This window comes from Yaniella halotolerans DSM 15476 (assembly GCF_000420805.1).
GTDB classification, from domain to species: Bacteria; Actinomycetota; Actinomycetes; order Actinomycetales; family Micrococcaceae; genus Yaniella; species Yaniella halotolerans.
Genome location: NZ_ATVQ01000003.1, coordinates 201911 through 226903 on the forward strand (window position 1 = coordinate 201911; position 24993 = coordinate 226903).

General features: G+C 55.8%; 22 protein-coding genes and 1 tRNA gene. 13 read left to right on the forward strand and 10 right to left on the reverse strand.

Translation table 11 applies throughout. From position 1 onward, the window contains the following. Positions 1-11 precede the first annotated feature (11 nt). The 3 genes from G583_RS0110780 (at position 12) to G583_RS0110790 (ending at position 2291) form a co-directional block, all read left to right on the forward strand. A tRNA-Met gene (locus tag G583_RS0110780) sits at positions 12-85 on the forward strand. A gap of 142 nt (positions 86-227) precedes the next feature. Next, positions 228-1529 carry a S1C family serine protease gene (locus tag G583_RS15675; RefSeq protein ID WP_022871193.1) on the forward strand — a complete coding sequence of 434 codons (1302 nt, stop codon included), beginning with the start codon at positions 228-230 and terminating at the stop codon, positions 1527-1529. A 9-nt stretch (positions 1530-1538) separates the two neighbouring features. Next, positions 1539-2291 carry a PIG-L deacetylase family protein gene (locus G583_RS0110790; protein ID WP_022871194.1) on the forward strand — a complete coding sequence of 251 codons (753 nt, stop codon included), beginning with the start codon at positions 1539-1541 and terminating at the stop codon, positions 2289-2291. Here G583_RS0110790 and G583_RS0110795 read toward each other — a convergent pair. From G583_RS0110795 to G583_RS0110805, 3 genes are read right to left on the reverse strand one after another with little or no spacing between them, the layout of a single operon-like run. Continuing rightward, the gene (locus G583_RS0110795; RefSeq protein WP_022871195.1) at positions 2288-3664 is read right to left on the reverse strand and encodes an anti-sigma factor domain-containing protein; all 1377 of its coding nucleotides are present in this window, start codon (positions 3662-3664) and stop codon (positions 2288-2290) included. The genes G583_RS0110790 and G583_RS0110795 overlap by 4 nt on opposite strands. Positions 3665-3721: 57 nt before the next feature. Next, entirely contained in the window at positions 3722-4231 is a 510-nt protein-coding gene (locus G583_RS0110800) for a tRNA (cytidine(34)-2'-O)-methyltransferase (RefSeq protein WP_022871196.1), read from the reverse strand. Beyond that, on the reverse strand, positions 4228-5124 hold the full coding sequence (locus G583_RS0110805) for a J domain-containing protein (RefSeq protein ID WP_022871197.1): 897 nt from the start codon (positions 5122-5124) through the stop codon (positions 4228-4230). The genes G583_RS0110800 and G583_RS0110805 overlap by 4 nt, the downstream gene beginning before the upstream one ends. A gap of 38 nt (positions 5125-5162) precedes the next feature. Here G583_RS0110805 and G583_RS0110810 point away from each other — a divergent pair, with 38 nt between their 5' ends. The 4 genes from G583_RS0110810 to G583_RS0110825 are packed head-to-tail and all read left to right on the forward strand — an operon-like array spanning position 5163 to position 8844. After that, positions 5163-6362, forward strand: coding sequence for a cysteine desulfurase family protein (locus G583_RS0110810; RefSeq protein ID WP_022871198.1), 1200 nt, complete (start codon positions 5163-5165; stop codon positions 6360-6362). A gap of 13 nt (positions 6363-6375) precedes the next feature. Beyond that, complete coding sequence (mnmA, locus tag G583_RS0110815; protein ID WP_040895597.1) at positions 6376-7524, forward strand: tRNA 2-thiouridine(34) synthase MnmA; 1149 nt, start codon at positions 6376-6378, stop codon at positions 7522-7524. A gap of 10 nt (positions 7525-7534) precedes the next feature. Further along, positions 7535-7870, forward strand: a complete 336-nt coding sequence (locus G583_RS15680) for a chorismate mutase (RefSeq protein ID WP_022871200.1) — start codon at positions 7535-7537, stop codon at positions 7868-7870. Next, positions 7867-8844 carry a hypothetical protein gene (locus tag G583_RS0110825; protein ID WP_022871201.1) on the forward strand — a complete coding sequence of 326 codons (978 nt, stop codon included), beginning with the start codon at positions 7867-7869 and terminating at the stop codon, positions 8842-8844. The genes G583_RS15680 and G583_RS0110825 overlap by 4 nt, the downstream gene beginning before the upstream one ends. Before the next feature lie 47 nt (positions 8845-8891). Here G583_RS0110825 and G583_RS0110830 read toward each other — a convergent pair whose 3' ends face one another. From G583_RS0110830 to G583_RS0110850, 5 genes are read right to left on the reverse strand one after another with little or no spacing between them, the layout of a single operon-like run. Beyond that, the gene (locus tag G583_RS0110830) at positions 8892-10184 is read right to left on the reverse strand and encodes a DUF58 domain-containing protein (protein WP_022871202.1); all 1293 of its coding nucleotides are present in this window, start codon (positions 10182-10184) and stop codon (positions 8892-8894) included. Then, complete coding sequence (locus G583_RS15685; protein WP_022871203.1) at positions 10184-11137, reverse strand: AAA family ATPase; 954 nt, start codon at positions 11135-11137, stop codon at positions 10184-10186. The genes G583_RS0110830 and G583_RS15685 overlap by 1 nt, the downstream gene beginning before the upstream one ends. Next, on the reverse strand, positions 11137-12333 hold the full coding sequence (locus G583_RS0110840; protein WP_022871204.1) for a DUF4350 domain-containing protein: 1197 nt from the start codon (positions 12331-12333) through the stop codon (positions 11137-11139). Before G583_RS0110840 ends, G583_RS15685 begins: the two co-directional genes overlap by 1 nt. Continuing rightward, a complete protein-coding gene (locus G583_RS0110845) occupies positions 12330-12971 on the reverse strand; it encodes a DUF4129 domain-containing protein (protein WP_022871205.1) in 642 nt (213 codons plus the stop codon). Before G583_RS0110845 ends, G583_RS0110840 begins: the two co-directional genes overlap by 4 nt. Then, complete coding sequence (locus G583_RS0110850; protein ID WP_169558790.1) at positions 12968-14326, reverse strand: glycerophosphoryl diester phosphodiesterase membrane domain-containing protein; 1359 nt, start codon at positions 14324-14326, stop codon at positions 12968-12970. The genes G583_RS0110845 and G583_RS0110850 overlap by 4 nt, the downstream gene beginning before the upstream one ends. A gap of 129 nt (positions 14327-14455) precedes the next feature. On the opposite strand from G583_RS0110850, the gene mtrA reads away from it, so the two are divergent. From mtrA to secA, 6 genes are all read left to right on the forward strand, one after another. Continuing rightward, complete coding sequence (gene mtrA, locus G583_RS0110855) at positions 14456-15127, forward strand: MtrAB system response regulator MtrA (RefSeq protein ID WP_022871207.1); 672 nt, start codon at positions 14456-14458, stop codon at positions 15125-15127. Between the two features lie 2 nt (positions 15128-15129). Then, complete coding sequence (gene mtrB / locus G583_RS15690) at positions 15130-16887, forward strand: MtrAB system histidine kinase MtrB (RefSeq protein WP_022871208.1); 1758 nt, start codon at positions 15130-15132, stop codon at positions 16885-16887. Then, on the forward strand, positions 16884-18578 hold the full coding sequence (locus tag G583_RS0110865; RefSeq protein WP_022871209.1) for an LpqB family beta-propeller domain-containing protein: 1695 nt from the start codon (positions 16884-16886) through the stop codon (positions 18576-18578). Before mtrB ends, G583_RS0110865 begins: the two co-directional genes overlap by 4 nt. 59 nt (positions 18579-18637) lie before the next feature. Then, positions 18638-19405, forward strand: coding sequence for a ComF family protein (locus G583_RS0110870; protein WP_022871210.1), 768 nt, complete (start codon positions 18638-18640; stop codon positions 19403-19405). Positions 19406-19586: 181 nt separating this feature from the next. Then, positions 19587-20264 carry a ribosome hibernation-promoting factor, HPF/YfiA family gene (gene hpf, locus G583_RS15695; RefSeq protein ID WP_022871211.1) on the forward strand — a complete coding sequence of 226 codons (678 nt, stop codon included), beginning with the start codon at positions 19587-19589 and terminating at the stop codon, positions 20262-20264. 155 nt (positions 20265-20419) lie between these two features. Then, positions 20420-23167: a preprotein translocase subunit SecA gene (gene secA, locus G583_RS0110880; protein ID WP_022871212.1), complete on the forward strand. Its 2748-nt coding sequence runs from the start codon at positions 20420-20422 to the stop codon at positions 23165-23167. Here secA and G583_RS0110885 read toward each other — a convergent pair. Both G583_RS0110885 and G583_RS16440 read right to left on the reverse strand, forming a co-directional pair. Then, positions 23164-23805, reverse strand: a complete 642-nt coding sequence (locus G583_RS0110885) for an Rv3235 family protein (RefSeq protein ID WP_022871213.1) — start codon at positions 23803-23805, stop codon at positions 23164-23166. The two genes, secA and G583_RS0110885, sit on opposite strands and share 4 nt — an antisense overlap. Positions 23806-23841: 36 nt before the next feature. Then, positions 23842-24867, reverse strand: coding sequence for a LysM peptidoglycan-binding domain-containing protein (locus G583_RS16440; RefSeq protein ID WP_022871214.1), 1026 nt, complete (start codon positions 24865-24867; stop codon positions 23842-23844). Positions 24868-24993: the final 126 nt, after the last annotated feature.

Genomic DNA, 24993 nt, shown 5'->3' on the forward strand with positions numbered 1-24993 from the left:
TAATTACACGCCGCGGGGTGGAGCAGTTCGGTAGCTCGTCGGGCTCATAACCCGAAGGCCGCAGGTTCAAATCCTGCCCCCGCAACGAGTAAGAGAAAAGCCCCCGACAAGGTCGGGGGCTTTTCGCATGCCCGGAGTTCTTGTACCCGGTGCACAGCTTCCATGGCGATTTCATTCGGGTGACACTCAGCAAGCTGTACCAAAATAGTCCTGTTAGGAAAGGACGGATGATGAACGATAACTGGTCAGACGAGGCCCGCGAGCACGGTCGCCGAGACGAACAGCCCACAGAGACACTAGGGCAGACTCCACCCCCGCCTCCACCAACATCGACCTCACCATATTGGTCTGACCAGCCGTCTGAACCTGCGCAGCACAAATCACGTCGATTTGGTTGGCCCGTCCTTCTCACCGGCGTTGTTCTGGCCGGAGTGCTGGGTGGGGGAGCAGGTGGCCTCGCCGTCCACTATGCGGACTCTACCGGTGCAACGAGCAGCGAAAACGTGCAAGAGTCACCACAGCTCAATCGCACCGACGATGTCACGCCAACTACCGAAGCAGCCGCCATCGCCTCGCCCTCCGTTGTGACTTTATCGGTTGGTGGAGACGAGGCCCAAGGCTCAGGCTCGGGGGTCATCCTCGACAAGGAGGGACACATCCTCACGAACAGTCACGTGGTGACCCTGGGTGGACAAACAGCAGCGGCAAATGTTCAGGTGCAAACCTCTGATGGACAAGTGCACCGTGCCGAAGTAGTTGGCACCGACCCGATGTCTGATCTGGCGGTTATCAAAATTGATGCAGAAGGACTCACTCCCATCGAAATGGGCTCCGCTGAAGAGCTGAATGTGGGGGACCAGGCCGTGGCCATTGGTGCTCCAATGGGACTCTCGGGCACGGTCACCGAGGGGATTATCTCCAATCTTGATCGCACGATCTCCGTGGCGTCCTCGGCCGTTCCGGAAGAACCTGAGATGCCTGAACAGGAAAGCCCATTCGAATTCGGTCTGCCTGAAAACCAGGAAGTACCCGCTGAACAAGGCCAAATCCATCTGAACGTGATTCAGTCAGACGCCGCTATCAACCCCGGCAACTCCGGTGGTGCTCTTGTCGACCACGCCGGTCGGCTTATTGGCATTAACGTGGCCATCGCAACGCGCTCAGAAGGCAACGTGGGCTTGGGTTTTGCCATTCCTGCCGAATACGCGCAGCGCATTGCAGGTGAGCTCATCGAAAACGGTGAAGCCTCGCACGGCATGCTTGGCGTGTCGATCGTACCGTCGGGTGACGAGAACATATCCTCAGGCGCTCGTGTGGTCGAAGTCGTCGAAGACGGTCCTGCAGCGGGGGCCAACCTTGAGCCCGATGACGTCATTACTGCGATTGAGGGAAAATCGGTATCAGATCCGGGCTCGCTGTCAGCAACTGTGCGTGAGTATCCGGCTGGTTCCGACGTCGAACTCACCGTTGTACGCGACGGGGAAGAATTTACTGAAACGCTGCAATTGGGCGGTATGAACTCGGGCTAGACTGGGCATATGCAACCCGTATATGCCCATGACCTGGTTAAAAGGTCAGAAATTTCTCGTGCCCTCGTCATTGCAGCACATCCCGATGACATTGATTTTGGCGCAGCATCCACGATTGCTGCACTCAGCGCCTCCGGTGTGGAATTGACCTATTGTTTGGTCACTTCCGGAGACGCCGGTGGTTTCGAACTCGACCACTCACGAGAAGCCATGATTGCACGACGGGAACAGGAACAGCGCGACGCCGCGAAAGTGGTGGGTGTCAGCGACGTCCGATACCTGAAGCATTTGGACGGTTACGTCGAACCTCATCATGAGCTGGTCAGCTCGTTGGTCGCCCTCATGCGTGAAGTGCAACCGGACGTCGTCATCAGCCAGCACCCACAACGCAACTGGGACCGATTGCAAGCCTCACATCCTGACCATATTGCGGTAGGGGAAGCAACGGTGCGAGCCGTCTACCCGGCTGTAGAGAACCCCTTTGCCTACCCGGACCTCGAGCACCTACCGGCTTTTCGTATCGGCCAACTTTGGATGATGGGTGCACCTGCCGACTTGGTGAACCTGCGCGTTGATATCACCGATTACGTGGATATGAAGCTCGAGGCGCTGCACAAACATAACTCACAGCACCCAGATCCGGCCGCCATGGACACACGGGTGCGCAGCGCGCTAGAAGCAAACCACCCGGAAGCTGGCCGTGCTGCCGAAGTATTCCATGTGGTCGCGATCAATGACGAAACTACGTTTGCCGGATTCTAGTCCTGCAGCGACATTTCTACGACCGCAGTGCCGGATGGCGTTTCCGAACCGGTGTCTGGTTCTACGGTGATCCATAGCAGCTCATATGCTGCTACACCGCGGAACTCCACCTCGTCGTTCTCTAAGTCTTCGACAGTGTAGGTATCAACGGAAACTACTGACCCGCCGGGTTCTTCGAAGAGCCACACCTGGTAGGTCTCGTCTTCGGAAATCTCTGGGACATTGTCAAAGGTCAGATAGGCTGCGTCCTCTGATGTGGAGAAGCGTCCGGTTGCGGTGCCGTCTTCCATTTCGGCGTCAACGGTAACGGTGTCCTCCGCATCATCGACACTGCTACGGATGCGTAGGTCACCGGTGTTCAAGAAAATAACGGCTGCCAGTACGGCGATTACCAGCACAATGCCGACCACGATAAACATCGTGCGGCTGCGGCGCTGCTGCTCTGGGTCCTCTTCAACCTCGTATTCTTCGACGCCTTCGATAAAGCCAATGCCGACGTTTTGTTCGGGCAGCTGATCGAGGACAGAGTCTAAAAGTGAGGCTGGAGGGTGAGCGGAGACGCGACGATAGGCCCAGGTGAGCATGCGCTGGAAGAGAGCGTGCCGGGCACGTAACTGTGCTGCGACCTCACGATCCTGGCGATTGATCCAGGCCTCCACCGCAACCGAGTCGTCATCATCGAAAGCCTGCAGTGCATTAAGTGTGGCCAGTTCTGTGCCGAGGCCAACCTGCAGGTCGGATTCAACGTCGTCAGAAAATGCGGCGGTCTGCCCACCAGATGAGGACAGCGATCCGGTGACCCGGGTCGTCAGTAGCGGGTCATTGTCGCCGCTTGTACGGCCGGTGATCTCCGTCTGATAGTGCCGCGTCAACCGGATCGTCGCATCCCGAAGACGGGATTTGAACGTCGGCACGGCAACGTTGAGCTCTGCGGCCGCCTCGTTTACCGTACGGCCACCCAACCAGATGGTCGTTAAAGCCAAAGCCTGTGCCTCGGTGAGAGGTTCAAGTTCTTTGAGCCGGGACGCAACGGCCTGCATGCGGGAGACATCGCCGATGTCCTGGGCGTCAGGCCGATGATAGCGGCCAATTTGTTGGGCAATGGAGTTAATCCATGCCACCACGGTTCGATCTCGCGCCTGTTCATCGGCGTGGTCGACGTTGAAGTCAAACGTGAAGTGTGGTGCCTGACGCCAGAGTGACGTATACGCATCAGTCGTAGCTTGCATGGCGTCATGTTCGATAGGAAAAAGTACGGTGAGCATGCCATAGACCTGCGGTGACGTGAGATCGTAGAGCGCGGCAAAAGCCGCGGTATCGTCGTCGCCGGCAAGCTTCAACAGTTGGGCTGGTCCCGGAGTTTGAGTTTCCATCTCTGCTAGCTTATGAGGTGTTGTCGCCTAGAGCACCTCGGCGCGCCACAGGGTACCCTAACTACCTGAAAATTCATGTTGACGCCAGGCCTCGTACAGCACAATTGAAGCGGTATTTGCCAGGTTTAAGGAACGTCTTCCGGATTGCATGGGCAAAAAGACCGTGTCCGTAATCATCGGGTCGTTCAGCACATCGTTGCTGAGTCCAACGGATTCTTTGCCGAAAACCAACACATCGCCGGGCTGATACGCAACGGCGTCATAGCGCACACTGCCGGTCCCAGTGAACGCGAATACTCGGGTGGGCTGCAGTGCCTCCCAGGCAGCAGCGAGGTCGGCATGCACGGTGACCAGGGCCAAGTCGTGGTAGTCCAGTCCGGCACGGCGTAGGTGTGCGTCGTCAAAATTAAAGCCCAGGGGTTCGACCAAGTGTAGTTCCGCTCCGGTAATCGCTGCGAGTCGGATGGCATTGCCGGTGTTGCCGGGAATCTCGGGCTCGTGAAACAGGACGCGAAATTTCGGATTGGTTGCCGTGGGGGTGCGTGGTGCGTTGGCGTGTGGATTCATAGTCTTGCTAGCAGCTGTCCCATCGCAGTCCGATCTACCACGTTGTGGTCACCGGTACCGATAAAGAGTTTGATCTGACGGACCGCATCCATGATCGATGCGGGAACTTCTGTAAGCCCCAGAGTGTTGAGGGAGACGGGGGCCTGAATGGTAGGTGCATGCGGATTCGTGGAGAATACGACAGCGAATCCGCCAATTTCAAAATCCGGTAGCAACTGCTGGAGCCCGGCGACGGCTTCGGAGAGGTCGGTCAGTTCAATATTTTTGCGTCCGGTCAGGGCGGTGCCGTTGAACTGGTAGACGTCCGGCGGGGCATGGGCCACGGAAAATACGGCGACCTTCGTCCCACCGAGTACCACGGTGCTGAGCACGTTTCGTCGCGACAACTTGACGCCGTGAAAGATACGCAGCGCGGGCAGAGCTGACTGCACTCGCGTCTGTAATACCTCTGAAAGCCGTGCGTGCAAGGATTGTTGTTTGCGTCTAAAGAATCCGCCCGGGATAGCCCCGTGGACGACCTGTTGTGACAGGGGTGAATCCACGGTGACCGGTGGATTGCCCGGTAACTGAACTGGCCCATCTGCCAAGGGCGGAATGAACCGCAGTGGCTCGGGTTGCCTCGAAGCATTCGGCCGCGTTTCGTAGGCACGCGCAGTTGGTTGTCGCGTCGCCGTTGTTCGTTGCTCAAACGTGTCGTTGGGCATGGAATCAAGTTCAGACAATTGTTTCCACGCCTTAGTTATTTCATCAAAGCGTGCTGCATCACCACCACGATCCGGATGGTGCCGTTTTGCTAAGGCAAGATAGGCCCGGCGGATCTGCTTTTCACTGGCCGACGGACTGACCCCGAGCACCTGATAGGGGTCTGAACGGTTGCTGAGATTGTCTGACACGGGCCATATTCTACCGGTCCTGTTCTAAACTGGAGGACATGTCCCGAATCTATCTTGATCACGCAGCCACCACACCGGTGCGCGAGGCCGCGCTCGAAGCATTCGTGAGCCAGGCAAAACGCAATGGCAACGCATCGGCGCTGCACTCGGCTGGCCGCTCGGTAAAATTCCAAGTGGAAGATGCTCGAGATCAGTTGGCCGCGACCTTGGACGCAGATCCAACCGAGGTGCTCTTCACCGCCGGTGGCACCGAGGCAGACAATTTGGCGCTCAAAGGGCTTTACTGGGCCAATCAGCCCAATGACGTCATTGTCGCCACCGGCGTTGAACACCCTGCCGTCCTGGAAACACTGGAATGGTTAGAAGCCCACGAAAACGCGAGCCTGGTGTTTGTGGACGTGACCGAGGAAGGGTTTATCGATGTTGCTGCGTTCCAAACCGCGCTCGAGAAATACGCAGGACGCATTGCACTTGCTACGCTGATGTGGGCAAATAATGAAATTGGCACCATCCAGCCGGTCGAGCACGTGGCTGAGTTGTGCCAGGCAGCAGGCGTGGATTTCCATGTCGATGCCGTGCAAGCCTTTGGCAGTTTGCCCATTACCTTTGCGCCGGGGATGACAACCATGGCACTTTCCGGGCACAAGATTGGTGCACCGGTTGGAATCGGAGCCCTGCTGGTACGCCGGGACGCCAAACCGGTACCGGTCCTACACGGCGGGGGACAGGAACGTGAAATCCGCTCCGGCACGATCGCTGATGCACTGATTGTGGCGTTTGCTGCCGCAGCCGTTGAGGCCACCCAGAATCTGACCGCAGAGTCGTCTCGATTAGCCGGGTTGCGAGACCAATTGATTGAAGCGGTTCAGGAACATATCCCGACTGCCAAACTGCAGGGACCGACCGACCCAAATTATCGGCTTCCAACGAACGTGCACTTTTCCTTTGCGGGGGCCGAGGGTGACTCGTTATTATTTGGGTTGGACATGGCAGGGATCGAATCATCGACGGGTTCGGCGTGTAATGCGGGGGTATCACGTCCCTCGCACGTTATTTTGGCTACCGGCCAAGACGAACCAGCGGCCCGATCCACCCAGCGGTTTAGTCTGGGGCATACGACGACGCAAGAAGATATCGACTCGGTGATAGCTGCGCTACCGGGAATTTACCGGGCAGCAGCGGATGCCGGGATGGCCGCAGAGAAGTCATCGATCCGCACAGCAAATTCACACCGCTAAACGGGAGAACATTATGAAAAAGTTAAAGGTTTTGGCAGCAATGTCAGGCGGTGTCGACTCGGCCGTGGCTGCCGCACGTGCAGTAGACGCCGGACACGACGTCGTCGGCGTGCACCTGGCACTATCTCGTATGCCAGGCACTCTGCGTACCGGCTCGCGAGGATGCTGCACCATTGAAGATGCTTCCGATGCCTGGCGTGCCTGCGAAATGCTGGGGATTCCGTACTACACCTGGGACTTCTCGGAACGTTTCCAAGAAGAAGTCGTCGACGATTTCATCGAAGAGTATGCTGCCGGCCGTACGCCGAACCCCTGCATGCGCTGTAATGAACGCATCAAATTTGCTGCCCTGCTGGAACGTGCATTGGCCCTGGGCTTTGACGCCGTCGTGACCGGCCACTACGCCAAAGTCATTGAGGGTGAAAGCGGTGAACTCGAACTTCACCGCGCCGCAGACGACGCGAAAGACCAGTCATATGTGCTGGGTGTGCTCACCGCAGAACAGCTCAAACACTCGATGTTCCCGCTGGGTGACACACCCTCGAAGGAGATGGTGCGTGCCGAAGCCGCCGAACGTGGCATTTCGGTAGCCCAGAAACCAGACTCCCACGATATCTGCTTTATCCCTGATGGTGACACCCGTGGCTGGTTGGAAGAAAAGATCGATATGGAAGACGGCCCGATCTACGACACCAGCGGTGAACAGGTCGGCACCCACCCCGGCGCTCAGGCCTTCACCATTGGACAGCGTCGCGGGTTATCCATCGGAAAACCTGCAGAAGACGGTAAACCTCGTTTCGTGTTGGAAATTAGCCCGAAAGATAACGCCGTTGTGGTCGGTTCACGCGAAATGCTCGCGGTTGATCGCATCACCGGAATCCGCCCGTCCTGGGCAGGAGCTCCAATCGCTGAGGAGGCCACCGGTGCATGGTTTGACTGCCACGTACAGGTGCGGGCACACGCAGAACCTGTACCCGGTCGTGCCCGCGTCACCACCGGCGACGTCGACGGCACCGACGCCGTGGTGTGGGAAATGGAACTCGACGAAACGATCCAGGGTGTCGCACCTGGACAAACTGCTGTCGTGTACCAGGGAACCAGGGTCCTTGGACAGGCCACCATTCACAAGTCAATCAACGCAGAACGTTTGGCACACGTCTAAGCTAGGAACCATGAACTACGATTCCACGGCGTCATCGTTGGCGGGCAAAACCGATCCGGCCATCTTTGAAGAACTCTTGTCCATCCGCTCCAGCATCGATAATATTGATGCCACCCTGGTGTATCTGTTGGCCGAGCGATTCAAATGCACCCAGAAGGTTGGGCAGCTCAAAGCTGCACACGAACTGCCGCCATCGGATCCGGAACGTGAAAAGTCTCAGATCAAACGGCTGCATTCGCTATCGCGTGACGCCGAACTCGACCCGGCATTCGCCGAGAAATTCTTGAATTTCATCATCGAGGAAGTCATTCAGCACCACAAAGCCATCTCGCAGGAGCAGCAGTGACGACCCCGGTGGGTCTCGTCGATGGCACATTTGCGGGAACTGACCTTCACGCTGTGTACGAACTGCAGCGCAACGAAATCGGGGCCCCGCACATTCCCGCGCTGGTGGAACTGCCAGACGTCGGCCCACATGCCACAGACGTCGGCAAAGTTGCTGCCAATCTCAGCGTGCCTCTTGAACTGCGCTCATACGGGTGGCAGTTGCAGCACGGTACCAGAATCTCGGCCAGCGACCAGTTACGAGCTACATCCCACCGCGATAGTGTCATCCAGGCCATGGCAGATATCGCTGCTGCCGATGCCATCCCAGAAGTATCGGTACGTCTGGTAGGTCCTGTAACACTGATGATGTCTGGTTGGCTGCCCTCAGGTCAACGAATTCTGCGTGACCCAGGTGCCCGCGAAGATCTTGCAGGAGCCTGGGTTGAAGGTGCAGCAACACTGAGTGCACGCATGCGTGCGGTACTGGGAGCTACCCCGACCCTGCTTATAGACGAGCTCCAAGCGCATCGAGCTGTCACCGGTCAGGTGCGCACCGCATCAGGGGCGGGCTTTGAGCGGTCCATTGACCTCTCCGAAGTCAGAACCTACTGGGAAGCCGCCCACACCCCGGATGCAAACGTGCTATTAGAAACTTCTGCTGAGCTAGTCGACACGGCGGCTGAAGTCGGGGGCATCATACTCGACTGGCCGCAGGGTCGAAGCTTGACAACTGAGCGTACTTGGGAACGCGTTGACGGACTCGTTCAGGCACAGAAACCCGTTGCTTTTCAAATCCAGCATCGTGACAACCCTCAGCGTTATGCCGAAGAACTCATCGAGCAATACCTGGATTGGGGTGTGAGCCCCAGCGGCTTGGACCGCGTGCATTTTGTCCGACGTTTTGACCGAGCCGGTGAAGTGGAAACTGGTGCTGGTCTCCAATGGCTGCGTATGCTGGCCGATCACGCGGCAGGATACGTCACCACGTTGTAACGCCTATGAGCAACGGCTAAGAGGTGGTCGGTACGGTTACGAAGCTTTCAAAGCCGGCCGGCCGCTTTGAGCCGTAAATACATATCCCCGACTGCCATTGGTAAATCATCTGGTTGGGCTTCTACGACATCTGCGCCATAACGGTTCAGTAGTTGCACCATTTTACGGTTCCGCAATTTTTGCGTCTCGGCGCTTGCTGCAATAAACGCCTCATCGGAGGCGCTGCGGTTTTCTGCCATCTCATCAAGTTCAGGGTCTGCTACCGCAGCAACCAAAACGACGTGACGTTTCGCTAACACCGGCAAGATAGGAATCAATCCTTCTTGAATCGCAGCAGAATCCAGGGGAGTCACGAGCACAATGAGGGCGCGCTGCCTGGTCACCTTAGAGATCTCGGGCGGTAAAACTGACCAATCGGCAGCTAATAGGCGAGGAAATACTTGCGATAACGCCGTGGAGACGCGATGCAGCAGATGGCCTTTTTCCTCGGACGAGGAGCGCGTCCGGATGGACTGATCTAGGGTCAATAAGTCGACTCTGTCCCCACCAGCATTGGCTAGTGCAGACATAAAGAGCGCGGCTTCAATGCCCGCATCGAAGCGAGTCTCATCGCCTACCCTCACGGCAGAGGCACGCGACGAATCAAGGACGACCACCACTCGGCGGTCACGTTCCGGGCGATATGTCCGCACGATCAGTTCGTCAGAACGTGCCGAAGCGCGCCAATCGATGGTCCGCACATCGTCACCGCGAACATACTCACGCAACGAATCGAACTCGTGGCCCGCGCCGGGCGCATGCACAGCTGATCGCCCCTCGATTTCACGCAGCTGGTGAATCCTTGAAGGTAAATGCCGACGAGATCGAAACGGAGGGACCACGGTCACGCTTCCAGCAGACGTATGCGTGTGCTGACGGCCGCCCAAGCGTAATGGGCCATAGGTGCGAAGGGTCAGTTTTTGGGTTCGAACGGTGCCGCGCCGGCCCGGGGCAAGTGTCGTGGTGAAACGCTGGGAGGCACCAACCGGAATATCCATGTGATGTTCTGCCTGCGTATTGTGGGCCGAGGGCTGCCACCCGTCGCGTACTCGACCAAGCATTCGGCGCTGCGAACGGTTTGAAACTTCGACCCAGACCTCGAGTGGTTCTTCCAGACGAACCTGTTTGTTCTCACTGCGGTGTAGCGTCACCATTCGCGGGGATGGTGTCAGAAGCAGCTCAATGACAAGCACGATCAGGAGCGCGCCTAATAGCCCAAACACGGTGAGATAGCCGGGCCACAACACCATGGGGATAAACCCAAGTATTGCGAGAATGACGAACCGAAACGAAATGAACATTACCGAGGCACCGGCACCGTTGCGGTAAGACCCTGCAGCACCTGATCGATACTGACACCATCCATTTCGGCCTCCGGGCGCAGTGAGACACGGTGCCGCAGACAGGGCAACACGAGGGACTGGACGTCGTCGGGGGTCACAAAATCCCGACCTATCAGCCATGCCCACGCCTTGGCAGTCTTCATCAAGGCAGTCGAACCACGCGGGGACACTCCAGTCTGGAATGACGGCGAAGTTCGGGTGGCCTGGACTAGATCCACAATATAGGCCAGCACCTCGGGCGAGGTCTTGACTTGTGCAATTTCGACCCGCGCAGCCTCAACCGTCTGCTGATTGGCTACCGCCGTCAACCCCGCTGCAATGAGGTCGGTTGGCCGGAACCCCGCCGCGTGACGGTTCAGAATTTCGATCTCGTCATTGCGTGCCGGAAGATCGAGTTTTACCTTCAGCATAAACCGGTCCAGCTGAGCTTCCGGTAGAGGATAGGTGCCCTCATATTCAATGGGGTTCTGGGTAGCAATCACCATGAAGGGTTCAGGCAGGGGATAGGTTGTTCCATCTACCGAGACCTGGTGTTCTTCCATAGCTTCTAAGAGTGCTGCCTGAGTTTTGGGCGGGGTCCGGTTGATCTCATCGGCCAACATAAGGTTCGTGAATACCGGGCCTTCACGGAAACGGAATTGTGATGTCGACGCATCATAAATCAGGGAACCCGTCACATCGCCAGGCATCAGATCCGGTGTGAACTGCACTCGGGCGTTCGTGAGGTCCATTGCTTCCGAGAGGCTCCGGACCAAGAGAGTTTTGGCAACGCCAGGAACACCCTCGAGCAGCACGTGGCCTTCGGCCAGCAACCCGATGAGCAACGAGGTCACCGCGTGGTCTTGCCCAACGACGGACTTGGCGACCTCAGCCCGGACATCGTTGAGTGCGGGGCGGGGGGATTGGTTCACTATGACTCCTTTGTTGGTGCTGCGAAGCGGTCACGCACTTGGTGTTCGAGCTGTTGTAGGTGTTGTGCCCAGGACACAAAATCCTTGCTGGTCAGTTCGTGAGCAGGCGGGCTGTAAAGCTGCTGCAGTTCTGCAACCGGTCGATGAAGCTGAGTTGCGGTCTCTGCCAAGATGGCCTCCGGTGCTGTACCGGGACCCAATTGCAACATTCGCGCCAGCCGAGCGAGACTGGCCTGCTGGAGCATGCCCAGCGCATGACCATGGTGCTTGCCTTTGGCATACATCCGCCCGCGACCCACGGTCGTCTCAGCTGCGGAGACTTCGGCCGGCAGCGGTTCGGTAATGACCGGACCGGTCCGACGACCGATATACAACAGGAAAATTCCGGTAACGACGACGCCCCACACGATGCTCATACGCACCCAATCGGGCAGTTGGACCGGTGAGAGATCGCCGTGGTGATCTGGGTCCAGACTGAAATCTGGTTGGAACCAGATCACGATGTCACTCTGGCCGAGCGCCCAGGTGGCCAGGGTGGCCGTACCGTTATCGTGGAGACCAGCATTCGAGAGCATCTGCCAATCTGCAAACACGATGGATCCCTCGGACGTCTCGGCATAGGCATACGCCGGTTGCTCAGTGCCCGTGTCATCGGTATCGAACGCAAAACAGCCCTGGGCGCCATCACGGAGGAGCACACCCGAGCGAATATTGTTGATATCTGTGGCTTCGCGTGCTGCGTCGAGCCGACAAGATTCGTTGACTTCCAGCTGGTCGACCACCGGTGCCTGGACCGTAGTGTCCACGCCGTCTAAGAGATACTGCGCCACGGTGCCGGGTACGCCAGCAAAGACTCGCTGGTCGGCCGGTACCAGTTCGGCGAGTTCTTCGAGCCGCTCGTACGAGCTGTTCTGCATTTCAGAATTCGCATCATGGAAGAGCACGGTGGCCTCTGGATGGCTACTCAACTCGGAACGCAATTGCGTCATGGATTGCACGGGCCGTACCGCAATACCTTGATTTTCCAGCACACTGGTGATCCCTGCAGCACCCTGGTTCGTTTCGTCGTCTATACCGAGGTCACCTTCGGTGCGCTGCGGTTGGAAAGCGATCCACGTTAACACTGCGAGCCAGGCTACGATCACCAGACTCACGACGGTGATCCACCCCAACTTTCGACGCGGGACAGTTTTCATCGAGGTATCAACCTGGCTGGATCGTTGTGCGGATTATATGCCTGAGGCTGTGCGACCTTCAGCGACTGTGCCAGCTGCATGACCGTCTCTACAGCATCTCGAGTTGGGGTCGTAGAACCGTATACCACTCGGTTAAACCCGCTGGAAGCTTCATCGAGAGCATCACGGTGGTTGGGCAATATAGCACCCATGCTCCAGCCGAATGTTGTTGCGGTGGTCGAAGGTGTGACTTCGACCAGTTGCCGTTGCTGCGCATTGCGCACAATCGAACGGTAGGCATGGGCATATGCCTGATCTAGCGCGCCAGAAGCGAGATAACGTTTAGCAGAAGCAAAGTATTCTTCTGCTGCAATGGATGAGTCAACGAGTTCGGGGTCATTGGCCGTCGTTGGGCTCACCGAAGGACGGAAATAGCGGATCAGGAGGAATAGCAGAACGGCGACAGCGGCGACGAGCAAGACCACGATGATGATGCTGCCAGGCCCCGAGGAATCGACACTGATCGACAGGGACTCGCTGAGCCAACGCAGGAAGCGTTCCCAGAGGCTTAAGGAACCATCGACATCGTAGGAATCGATGCGTTCGGTGAGGAGTCTGCGCGCTTCGTCATCGTCTGGAGTCCAGAATGTTGACATCATTGAAACGGTCCCGGAGGTTGCGGTGGGCCCTGCGGCGGCTGCTGTCCATACAAGCCGGGCACGTGCTGTTGCGTCGTGACAGTTTGACGACCTGGGATGATCAGACTGCTGTCATCAACGGTGCTTTGCCACTGGTCAGGAGATGTATCAAAACGATCCACCGTGGAGGAAGTGGAGTACTGCGCTGCGAGCTGCTGGAACTGCAGGTGCAGTCCCTCTTTTCTGAACCGGTAGTCGTAGTACAAACCGTTCGTGACGATTGCCAACATGTTGTAGACGACAAAGGTGATCAGCGTGCCAACGGCACTAATGATGGTGTTCGCGACAATGAGGGCGAGGTTCAGCTCTGCTTCGGTCCCTGCCCCGAGCAATGCGAAATTACTAAACATCGCCATTGGCATCATAATCACCGTTTGGACAATCGACACAATGACCGTGAATAAGGCACCAATGCCGAAGGTGCGCCAAAAGTAGCCGCGGGTGAGTTGCCAGGAGCGTCGCATCGCTGCGAACGGGCCAATATCTTCAACGATCATGGTGGGTACCACGAGGCACCAGCGGGTCATAAAGTACAAAATCGGCATCAGGGGTATGAGTACCAGCAGCAGAATAATGAAGAGCAGGCCGATGATAGCGCCGCCGTTGGCTGGTTCGAAGTCGCTAAAGAAGACGTAAATGAAGACCCCGACAAACAGTGCAGTGATCAGGGTTGCGATGACAAAGCCGGCGAAGATGATGAGGGTTAGCCCAATGAGGCGCCCCCAGTGGCCTCGCAGGAGTTGAAAGCCCTGGCCCAGTAACGTTTTCATCCCGATGGCAGCACGACCAACCATGGTGGAATAAATACCCCACGTGAAGACGTAGCCGAACACCATAGCGATCTGGCCCAGCAGCATGGAGACGAGAATCCAAATGGCAAAACTCCCCATCGTCTGACCGAGTTGTGCTGCGGTGTCTAGCCCACCGAGGTTCCCCAAAGACCGGCCCAGTAGGAAGTCTCCGGTCGCGGTCAAAATCGCGGCAAGCCCACCGAAGATCAGCGCTGCACCAAAAAACAGGCCCGGGGATTTCCGGAGAGTGGAAAACAGCGAGTTGAAATAATCGCCGAGCCCCAACGGACGGAGGGGGAACGTACCAGGCTGCGCCACGGGTACGAAGCCCGGGTGATAATTCTGGGGTGGTTGTGGAGCACCCCCTTGCGGGTTCCAGCCATATGAACCACTCTGATACGGGTTTGGTTGCCCTGGAATTGGGCTAGGTGGGCCGTAATGCGACATGCCGTCCTCAAGAGTTGTTCGAGCTGGGGTGTCATATACCGTGTGGGTCCACTCGGTGGTAAACCAGATTCTAGTCACATGACACTGAAGGATCGCGGCAATTTCGCCGCGATTACTGGAAAAGCCATGATGAGGAGTCATACCTGAACTTGTCCGGTAGGCTTTACCCTGGTAATGAGAACGCGAGTTGCGCTGGAAGGAATGCGGTTGAAGACCAAAGTATTAGTGGTTGACGACGATGAAGCGTTAGCCGAAATGATCGGTATCGTCTTGAACAACGATGGTTTTGAAACCTATTTTTGTTACGACGGCAGTCAAGCAAATGACATGTATCGCAGTGTGCGACCTGATCTGGTGCTGCTCGATCTAATGTTGCCCGGCAAGGACGGTATCGAAATCCTGCGCGAACTGCGCAGAGAGTCTGACACACCGGTGGTTATGTTAACCGCCAAGTCTGAAACCGCAGATGTCGTGCGCGGCCTTGAAGCGGGTGCGGATGACTACGTGCCGAAACCTTTTAAACCAGCAGAACTGGTGGCTCGAGTACGCGCTCGCCTACGCGAAACGGACCCGAAGGATTCTGAAACCCTCCAGATTTCGGATTTAACCATCGATGTTGCAGGCCACGAAGTGACTCGTGATGGCGTTTCCTTGAGTCTGACTCCACTGGAATTTGATCTCTTAGTAGAATTGGCACGTCGCCCAGGTCAGGTTCTGACACGGGAAGAGCTCCTCGAAGAGATCTGGGGATATCGCCACCAGGGAGATGCTCGTTTAGTCAACGTCCACGTCCAGCGGTTGCGTGCCAAGGTTGAGAAAGACCCTGACAACCCCGAGGTGATTCTCACCGTGCGTGGCGTCGGATATAAAGCCGGCTAGCTATGTCCACCGACGTCGTCATCCCCGCCGATCCAGCACCCGAAGAACCCAAATCATCGTGGGTAAAACGGGTGCTCAGCGTGTTTAAACGAACCCGCCGCCGGTTTGTTCGTGAGTGGGATTCGTCGATGTCGTTGCGCACTGCGGTTATCGCGGCAGCAGCCACCATCATCGGCTCGTTATTTCTGGCGTTTTTCTTGACCCAGCAGATCACCAACGGGCTATTTCAATCACGCTTCAACCAGGTCCAGGCAGAAGCCAATCATGCTCTGCAGCAAACCCGTCAGGTCTTTGAGAACGCAGCGACCGCTGATGAAGAATCGACCACGTCGCTGGTTGCTGACACGCTGCGTCAGCTGACGACCGATGAGACAGCGTTCGCACGAGACTTCTTGCTGGTACCCCTTGAAGAAGATGACAACCTCTATGTCGGGTCGATGAGCTCCGGTGGTGCCACAGAGCAACTCATTACCGATGACCTGGCGCAGCAGGTCTCCTCGGGCAGCGGCATCTACTATCAATCGATTTCGTTACCTGACGCTGGATCAACGCAGCCCGGCTTGGCTTTTGGTACCCAGGTGGTCCTGCCACCTGGCGGTTACTATGCGTTGTACTTTATTTATGACCTTTCCGATGTGCAGGCCACGATCGATTATCTGATGAACGTCCTGCTTGTGGCCGGTGTCGGTCTACTGGTGATCAACATCGGTATCGCACTGTGGGTGACGCGTTCGGTTGGTAAGCCCATCCAACAGGCTGCACAAACCGCAGAATGGTTGTCATCGGGCGACCTCTCAGTGCGAATGGACGTCAAACGCACCGACGAGATCGGATCCTTGTCCGAGTCGTTCAATAAGATGGCTGACAATATCCAAGACCAAATTACACAGCTGGCAGACCTGTCACAGATCCAGCAGCGTTTCGTATCTGATGTCTCCCACGAACTGCGCACCCCGTTGACTACGGTTCGCATGGCGTCCGAGGTGCTCTATGAATCGCGCAATGAATTGGACCCGGTGCTGCGGCGTTCCACGGAACTCATGCACCACCAAGTCGAACGGTTCCAAGCGCTATTGGCAGACCTTTTAGAGATCTCGCGGTTTGACGCCGGCGCAGCTGAAGTTTCGTTGGAGAAAACGGATCTGCTGCACCTTGTTGCCGACGTTGCCTTGACCGCACAGCCACTGGCCGATGAGACCGGTTCGCTGCTGTCGATTGTGGCCAAGGGCGACTCATTCACCGCCGAAGTCGACTCACGTCGGATCGAGCGGATCTTGCGCAACCTGGTCAATAACGCCATCGAGCACGGAGAGTCACAACCCGTTGACGTCATACTCGAAGGTGACGACACCTCGGTGTCGATCGTGGTTCGCGACCACGGCATGGGAATGACCGAAGCGCACCTGGAGCACGTCTTCGACCGTTTCTGGCGTGCAGACCCGGCGCGGACCAGGACCACCGGCGGATCAGGTCTTGGCTTGGCTATCGCCGTGGAAGACACCCGTCTGCACAACGGCAGTATCGACGCCTGGGGCAGACCTTCACAGGGTGCTGCATTCCGTGTGACACTGCCGAGAATATCTGGCACCGTCGTGTCAGGCTCTTCACCCCTACAGTTGCCGCCGGAATACGACCGCGCTAAACGTATTGCCCCGCGCGATGTCGACGCCGTAGATCCTGATGATGCAGCCTCCCAGTCCGCCGTCTTTAACCGGATCACCGAACAACACCTCTACCAACCCAGAGACGAGCAATCATGAGATTGATTCGTCTGTTCCGACTCGTCATTGCTGGTTTAGCTACCTCGGCGATGGTTGTCGGATGTGCCAACATCCCACAATCCGGTCAAATCGGTGAATCAGATCAGCAGGCCAATGTGGATCAGAATGTGGCCTACACGTTTAACCCCGCGGGACCTGCACAGGATGCTACGCCGACGTCGGTGATCAACGGTTTTATTTTGGCTGCCACCGGTATTCAGGGAGAGTTCTCCACGGCCCGTGAATTCCTGACCGATGAAGCCGCAGAGACTTGGGATCCCACCGCCAAGACCACCATTTACACCGGACGCCCAATCGTAGATGCCAATGAGGGCGACGAGTACAGCGTTGAGCTATCCTCCGTTGGGACATTAGACGAAGCCGGTGTCTTGGAACTGACCGATGACGGCGCGACGCAAAACTTTGAATTTAGTCTGGTGCAGGTAGACGGTCAGTGGCGTATTGACGAGCTGCCCGACGGGATTAGCCTCGATTCGGCACAGTTCCGAGCGCTATTCAATACCCAAACGCTCTACTTCTACGATCCAACCTACACGTATGCGGTGCCTGATGTTCGGTGGATGCTCAACACCTCAGATCAAACCGCCAGCATTGTCCAGGCGCTCCTTGAGGGCCCCGCAGATTACCTTGACGGCGCCGTCGTTTCCGCCTTTGACCAGGACGCGGAGCTGTTCCGCGATATCGTGCCGATCTCGACCTCGACGGCCCAGGTAGATCTCACAGACGAGACATTCGCCGACACCTCAGAACTCACGCGACACCGTATGCAACAACAACTGGAGCTTGCGCTGGAGCGGTACCCCGGGGTCTCAGACGTTTCGATGACCCGCGAACGCTCCGTGATTGACCTCGATGAAGCACCCGCGGAATTCACCCCAGCCGATAGCACCGTCACCACCGGCAACACCCAAATTGGCGTGCACCCTGAGACCCAACAACTGGTCGCCTATGAGGCAAATTCGACCAGTACTATGGACGGTTTCCCAAACGTGGCGAATTTGGAACCCACTGATCCCACGATGAACCGGCAGCGGGATACGGCAGCCTTTGTTGACGCCGATCGAGAGACCCTCTATGCGGCCAACGACACGACGCAGTCTTATGAAATTGCCACCGGCAGCGACCTCATCGCACCATCTATGGATGTCCACGACTGGGTTTTTTCGGCAACTGACGGTAACAAGATTATTGCGGCGAAAACTACTCGCACCGGACAAGTCTTAGAGATCACCCATCCCTGGGCCGGACAGGATGTTGAAATCACTTCGCTAAGCATCTCTCCCGAAGGCACTCGCGCAGCCATCGTCGTCAAACCTGACGATGAGCCCGCGGAACTGTATCTCGCTGGTCTGATCCGTGACGAGCAGGGCCAGCCCCAAGCCTTGGGGAATACATTCAAACTCCAAGCCGATGAACCGCCTAATTCCGTGGAATGGTATTCGACTGCAGAAGTGCTCGCGGGACGCGTCTCCAACCGTGATCGTGTAGAACTGGAACTGTTGGGCTTCAGCGGCCCGTCAGTCAATTTCAAGCCCATGCTGGGTATGGTGAATTTTTCTACCGGTGCAGGCAATGTCTACGCTGAAACTGAAGACAACGTGTATCTTCGAGTCGGTAATAACTGGCGAGCACAACCGGAAGCACCCACAGAACTGTCGTACCCGGGGTAATATCCACACAAGTGCCAACACGCACTCTGGCGCTTCGAGGTGTTCGACATACTGCAGATATGCACTCACTTTTGCAGATCGTCGATGCCTTGGCCACCTCACCTACCGCTAAGCAGATTGCCATTGCATGGCGAGGCATGTCGAACCTGGTGATCCCCAATCCGTGTGTGTTGTGTGCTTGGGATGATGCCGTCCAACATCAGCTATGCTCCCGCTGTACGCAGTTGCTGAAAGATCAACATGCCCAGGTGATACAAGCTCAAGACTTTGCGGACGCTCTGCCACTCAACATGGTGACCGGTTTGGCCTTACCGGTGTTTGCCTCCTCCTATTACACCCCTGAAATGTCCAAGTTGCTGCTCCGTTTCAAAGATCACCAACGGATCAAAGCCGCTGGTTTTTTACGGCCGATCGTCTACCGAACACTGCAGCACGCCGCAGAGACCATGGGTTATCCGTACTATCGGCTCATGCCCATTCCGGCTTCTGGAGCAAGTATGCGCAAGCGGGGGTATAACCCGGTTGACGCAATGCTGCCCAGAACAATCCCGCCGATGTTGCTGTATGACGGTGCTACTCTAAAAACTCGGTGGCACCTCTTGAGCCGGTCATCACATGCGGGTACCGGAGCACAGTCCCGACGTGATAGCTCTCGTAAGAAATTCCGGGTGGCGTTGCGATATCGTCGCCCTGCAGAACCAGTCATACTCGTGGATGACGTCCTGACTACCGGAGCTACGCTAGCCGCAGCGACGAGAACGTTGGAATCTGATGGTTTTGATGTCGTCGGAGCGGTCGTGGTATCAACCGTGACGCCACGCAATTAGTCACGTGAAGCGTCGAACAAATCAATATTCAATGAAATGTCGTAGATCGTAGCACCAAAACTTATCCTCCAGGCATCCAACAGGTACCATGGGGATGACCCAGCGTAGGCGGTGAAGCAAAGCGGATCACGAGTTGTTTCACCGCTGACTTTATTGCACTAAGTACTACGAGGAGGATTTGATGGCTTTAGACATCAATTACCTGGCCCGCGATACAGATCTTACGGACGACTTCCGTACTTATGTTGAAGAGAAATTCGACAAGATCTCGTCATTGACCGAACAAGCACAGCGTCTGGAGGTCAAACTTGTTTCCCGCGAATCACACACCGGGGCTTCTGGTTTAGTTACCGCAGAACTTACCCTGCATTCACCTCGTAACGTCGTCCGTTCCGAAGCGAATGACAATGATAAGCAGATAGCATTTGACCACGCGTTTGCTCGATTGCAAGAGCGACTTCGTCGTCTCCGTGAACGTGCAAAGAGCGGTCGTCGTCGTCCATCAGTGCAAGAACTGACACAAAACTTTGCTCCGGTACCTTCCGATGTCTCGCTGGTTGAGGAAGTACTTGAGCAGCAAGCTGCCGAAGCTCAAGAACAGGCAGAACAAGAACGGCTGGAACAAAACGGTGATATTCCGGTTACGATTCGTCAGAAAGTTTTCCCAACCCAGAAAATGACTCTCGACGATGCCATTGACAACATGGAGCTGGTGGGTCACGATTTCTACCTCTTTATCGATGAAGAGTCAGAACTACCATCCGTTGCATACCGACGCCGTGGCTGGTCCTACGGTGTGATCGCCATGGGCGAGGAAGAATCTGAGACGGTACGCGATTATCGTCAAGCAGAAGCCTAAAGCTCAGTGCTAAAATATGATGCCCCATCGGCAACGGTGGGGCATCATGTATGTGAAGACACTTCAGTTTGGCAAGTGCACAGACTTGCGACGTAGACTGTCAAGAGTGTGCGGTAACCCCGCCAAGAGTCGAAGATTTCGGGAGAATAAGACACGTGGCATCATTTATTGAACGGATTTTGCGAACCGGTGAGAAGCGAACGCTGAAACGGTTGTGGCAATACGCAGACGCCGTGAACATGGTAGAAGATGACTTCGCCGCACTCTCCGACGCTGAACTACGTGCCGAAACGGACTCGTTCAAACAGCAAATCGCCGATGGAGTCAGTCTCGATTCGTTACTTCCTGAAGCCTTTGGGGCTGTTCGCGAGGCCGCCTCTCGGACCGTTGGGCTACGCCACTTCGACGTCCAGGTCATGGGTGGTGCAGCGCTCCACGAAGGTAGGATCGCCGAGATGAAAACCGGTGAAGGTAAGACCCTGGTTGCTACTGCACCGGCGTACCTCAATGCGTTGTCCGGCGAAGCCGTGCATATTGTGACAGTGAACGACTACCTTGCTGAGTATCAGTCTGAACTCATGGGTCGTATTTTCCGGTTCCTCGGCATGGAAACTGGTGTGATTTCCTCCGGACTCCCACCTTCCCAGCGCAAAGCACAATACGATGCCGACATTACCTACGGAACCAACAACGAGTTTGGGTTCGACTACCTGCGCGACAACATGGTCATGTCGAAAAATGACATGGTGCAACGCGGTCACGGTTTCGCCATCGTGGACGAGATCGACTCGATCCTCATTGACGAAGCCCGTACCCCACTGATTATTTCCGGACCAGCGCAAGGTGACGTATCGGGTTGGTACTCGCAGTTTGCCAAACTTGCACCACGACTCAAGCGCGACACCGATTATGAAATCGATGAAAAGAAGCGCACCGTGTCCGTGCTAGAACACGGCATTGACAAGGTAGAAGACTGGTTAGGCATTGATAACCTGTACGAATCTGCCAATACGCCACTTATTGGGCACTTGAACAATGCAATCCGCGCCAAAGAGCTCTTCCAGCGTGGAAAAGAATACGAACTTATCGACGGCGAAATCCGTATCGTTGACGAACACACCGGACGCATGTTGCCCGGTCGTCGACTCTCTGATGGTCTGCACCAGGCGATCGAGGCCAAGGAAAAAGTCAAGGTTCATGCAGAAAACCAAACGCTAGCTTCTGTAACCCTGCAGAACTACTTCCGAAAATACACGAAACTTTCGGGCATGACCGGTACGGCAGAGACCGAAGCTGCAGAATTCATGTCCACATATGAACTCGGGGTTGTACCCATCCCAACCCACAAAGACGTTCAGCGTGTCGACCGACAAGACCTGGTGTACAAACACGAAAAAGCCAAGTTTGCGGCAGTAATCGAAGACGTGGCAGAACGTCATAAGAATAAACAGCCGGTACTCATCGGTACGACCTCAGTGGAAAAATCTGAATATGTTTCGAAACTGCTGGCTAAAGAAGGCATCCGGCACGAAGTTCTGAACGCAAAAAACTATGCCCGTGAAGCTGCCATCATTGCAGACGCGGGTCGACCAGGTGCGGTGACCGTGGCGACAAACATGGCCGGTCGCGGTACGGACATTATTCTCGGTGGTAACGCGGAGTTCGCAGCTGTTGCGGAAATGAACCGCCGTGGCCTCGACCCTGAAGAGAACTCCGAGGAATACGAAAAGGTTTGGTCCGAAGTCTTTGCTCAAGCTCAAGCGGATACTGAGCATGAACGAGAGGCCGTAAAAGAAAGTGGCGGGCTCTATGTCCTAGGTACAGAGCGTCACGAATCACGTCGTATCGACAATCAGCTCCGTGGTCGTTCGGGCCGTCAGGGTGATCCAGGCGAATCGCGGTTCTACCTGTCGATGACCGATGATCTGCTGCGACTCTTCAACGCTGGCATGGCACAACGCGTTATGGGCATGAGTAACTTCCCAGACGATATGCCGCTTGAAGCCAAAATGGTAACTAAAGCGATCGAACGCGCTCAGGCTACCGTTGAGGAGCGAAATACGCAGCAGCGGAAAGACGTCCTGAAATACGACCAGGTCATGAACTCTCAGCGTGAAGCAATCTACAATGATCGAATCCAGATCCTAGAGGGTGAAGACCTGCAAAGCAGGATCGTGGAGTTTATCGAAGAGTCTGTCTCAGACGTCGTCGATGATGCATATCAGCTCGACAAGAATGAAGAACTTGATGCAGATCAGCTTTGGCAGAATCTGCGTGGACTGTATCCTGTATCGCTCACGCAAGAAGATATGGAAGAAGAATTTGGCTCGCTTTCGAGGGTCAAGCCTGAAGAACTCAAACGAGAGTTCGTCTCCGATGCCAAGGTGCTTTACGGACTTCGTGAAGAGGAATTCGGCGAAGAATTGATGCGCGACCTAGAACGTCGTGTACTGCTGGAATCCATTGGCCAAAAGTGGCAAGAGCATCTCTATGAGATGGACTACCTCCGCGAGGGTGTTGGACTGCGTGCCATGGCGCAACGTGATCCGTTGGTCGAATACCAACGTGAAGGGCACACGATGTTCCAATCGATGATGCAAGCGGTGCGTGAAGATGCAGTCTACAAACTGTTCAACGTCAAATTCCGGAAACCTGAAGTCAAAGCTGGTTCTTCGTTACCTGGCGTGGCCGGTGACTTTTCGAAGATCGCAAACTTTGGAAATCAGCAACAGCAGCCGCTGCAGTATTCAGGCCCGTCCGCTTCAGCACCGGGTGACGCTGTTACCCAGACTCGTGCGGCGGATGGCCAGAAGGTTGAGCAGCCGCAAAAGTCTCGGGATGAGCGAAAAGCGGAAGAACGTGCGGCACGCAAGGCAGCGAAGAAAGCTCGGAAGACCTCCTAACCAATTTCGAACGCGGTTACTTTCCAGCGCTCCCGGCGCAGACTCAGGCGCATGGCAACTGCCCGGGCACGCTGACCGACGCGAATCGTCATGGAGGTTTCCCAGTCACCATTTTCGCGCGCATCAGCACGAATTCCTATCGGAGTAATTGCGGGGACTGACGTAACCCCCGGTTCGTTGCACTGCGCTACAAGGTAATTGCCGCTGACAGTACGTTCTACACGAGCACGCAGTTTCTGGAACAGTTCCATTTCGATCCAGGAACTGAGCTGTATGAATGGCCGTAGTCCAAGTTCGGCTTCAACGAAGGCGGCGCCTATTGTTTGCGTCATCCTCTTGATTGCCTCGCGCTGCTCTAGTTGCCAACGATCAGCAATTTTTGTCGCGGCTGGTTTATGTATCGGAACCACATTTGGCTGTGTGTGGGGTGAGCGATGTAGTGGTTGAGGAGCGTATTCATCTGCAGGATTGGTCAGAGGTAAAGCAAGCTTGGGGGTCTGAATCGTAGCAACGTCGGGGCGAGACACTTGAGTAATGGCCAGCTTCTCATCAGCGACGGAGCGTAAATGGCGAGTTGTCTCAGAACCATTCGTGTCTTCTGGATCTAGGTGCAGGGGTTCGGGCAGTGCAGTTGACATTGGTGTTCCTCATTTCGTGTGAAGGTGCTGAGCGATTTAGTGAGTGAAAGGTGGGGCTTCTAATATGCTTCCGGGGGAGAGGTCGTGGGGATCTTTCCCAATCACGTCCTCATTGTGCTGCCACCATTGGCGCCAGCGTTGGTCGATCTCTGCAAGTGTTGCACCGGCCCCCAATTCTTGATGGGCTATATCCCACAGGCTGTCACCAGTTTGTATTACTAGCGTGGGACCTTCGGGACTACGATCAGGATTCGGAGCCGCAATATACGGCGAAGGCGCTGGTTTTTTGGGCGTATAGGTCTTGGTCAGACCAGGTCTTGTGGTGTCCTGCTCAATGGCGTTAATCTCCGGCTCTTGTGGGACAGGAATCGTGGTGGTTTGACGTGGAGTAGGACTGACGGGACTCTGTTCACCCTCCGGACTTACCGCGGTCTCAGGAACAACCTCTTCTTTGATCTGACTCGTCTGGCGAGGTTGAGGTGGGACGCCTAATGGTTCCGTTTTAGCCCGATTGTCGGAAGTTTGATAGGCGGTCGGTGATTCCGAAGGTGGATCGTTGTCGTTTGTGACTGATGCAGTGGGCGATGAGCTTTCGTCAGAATCGGCTGTAGCTGGTATTTCTGCAAGTTCTGGCATGAACGGGTTATGACCGGTTGCAGAAGCTACTTCTGTGAATTCCGCAGGAGCCTCTTCAGCTGCGTAAGCCTGTGAACCTAAAGTGAGTTGGATCCCGAGAACAGCGATGATAATTCTTTGTAAGAATTTCGGAGTGAATAGCTTCGACCAGTATGTGAGGACTCTGTTTCGAGTCTTTGTGGCAATGACCAGACCGAGTCCTGCAAGAATGAAGATCCCCCACATCGCACAGAGACCGATGCCCAAGCATCCACATAATAGTGCGATCCAATACTCCATCGTTTCGACGGAAGATGCTGCAGGGTTTTGACGCCATGCTTGGCTCATCCACCACAGCAATGGACCGGCGATGAGCCCCAGGATCAGAAGCACTATATCTTCAAACTGTACTGAATGCTGTCGAGGTGTCGCGCTATGCTGCCGCATGCTTTCTCCCTGGATCAAAATTGCTACAAACGATAGATGTAGCTTTGCACACACATTATTTGAATGTCAATGACTAATTTTGAATTCGTTTACGTATCTTTGATGATGCAAGCTTCGATTCGGTCT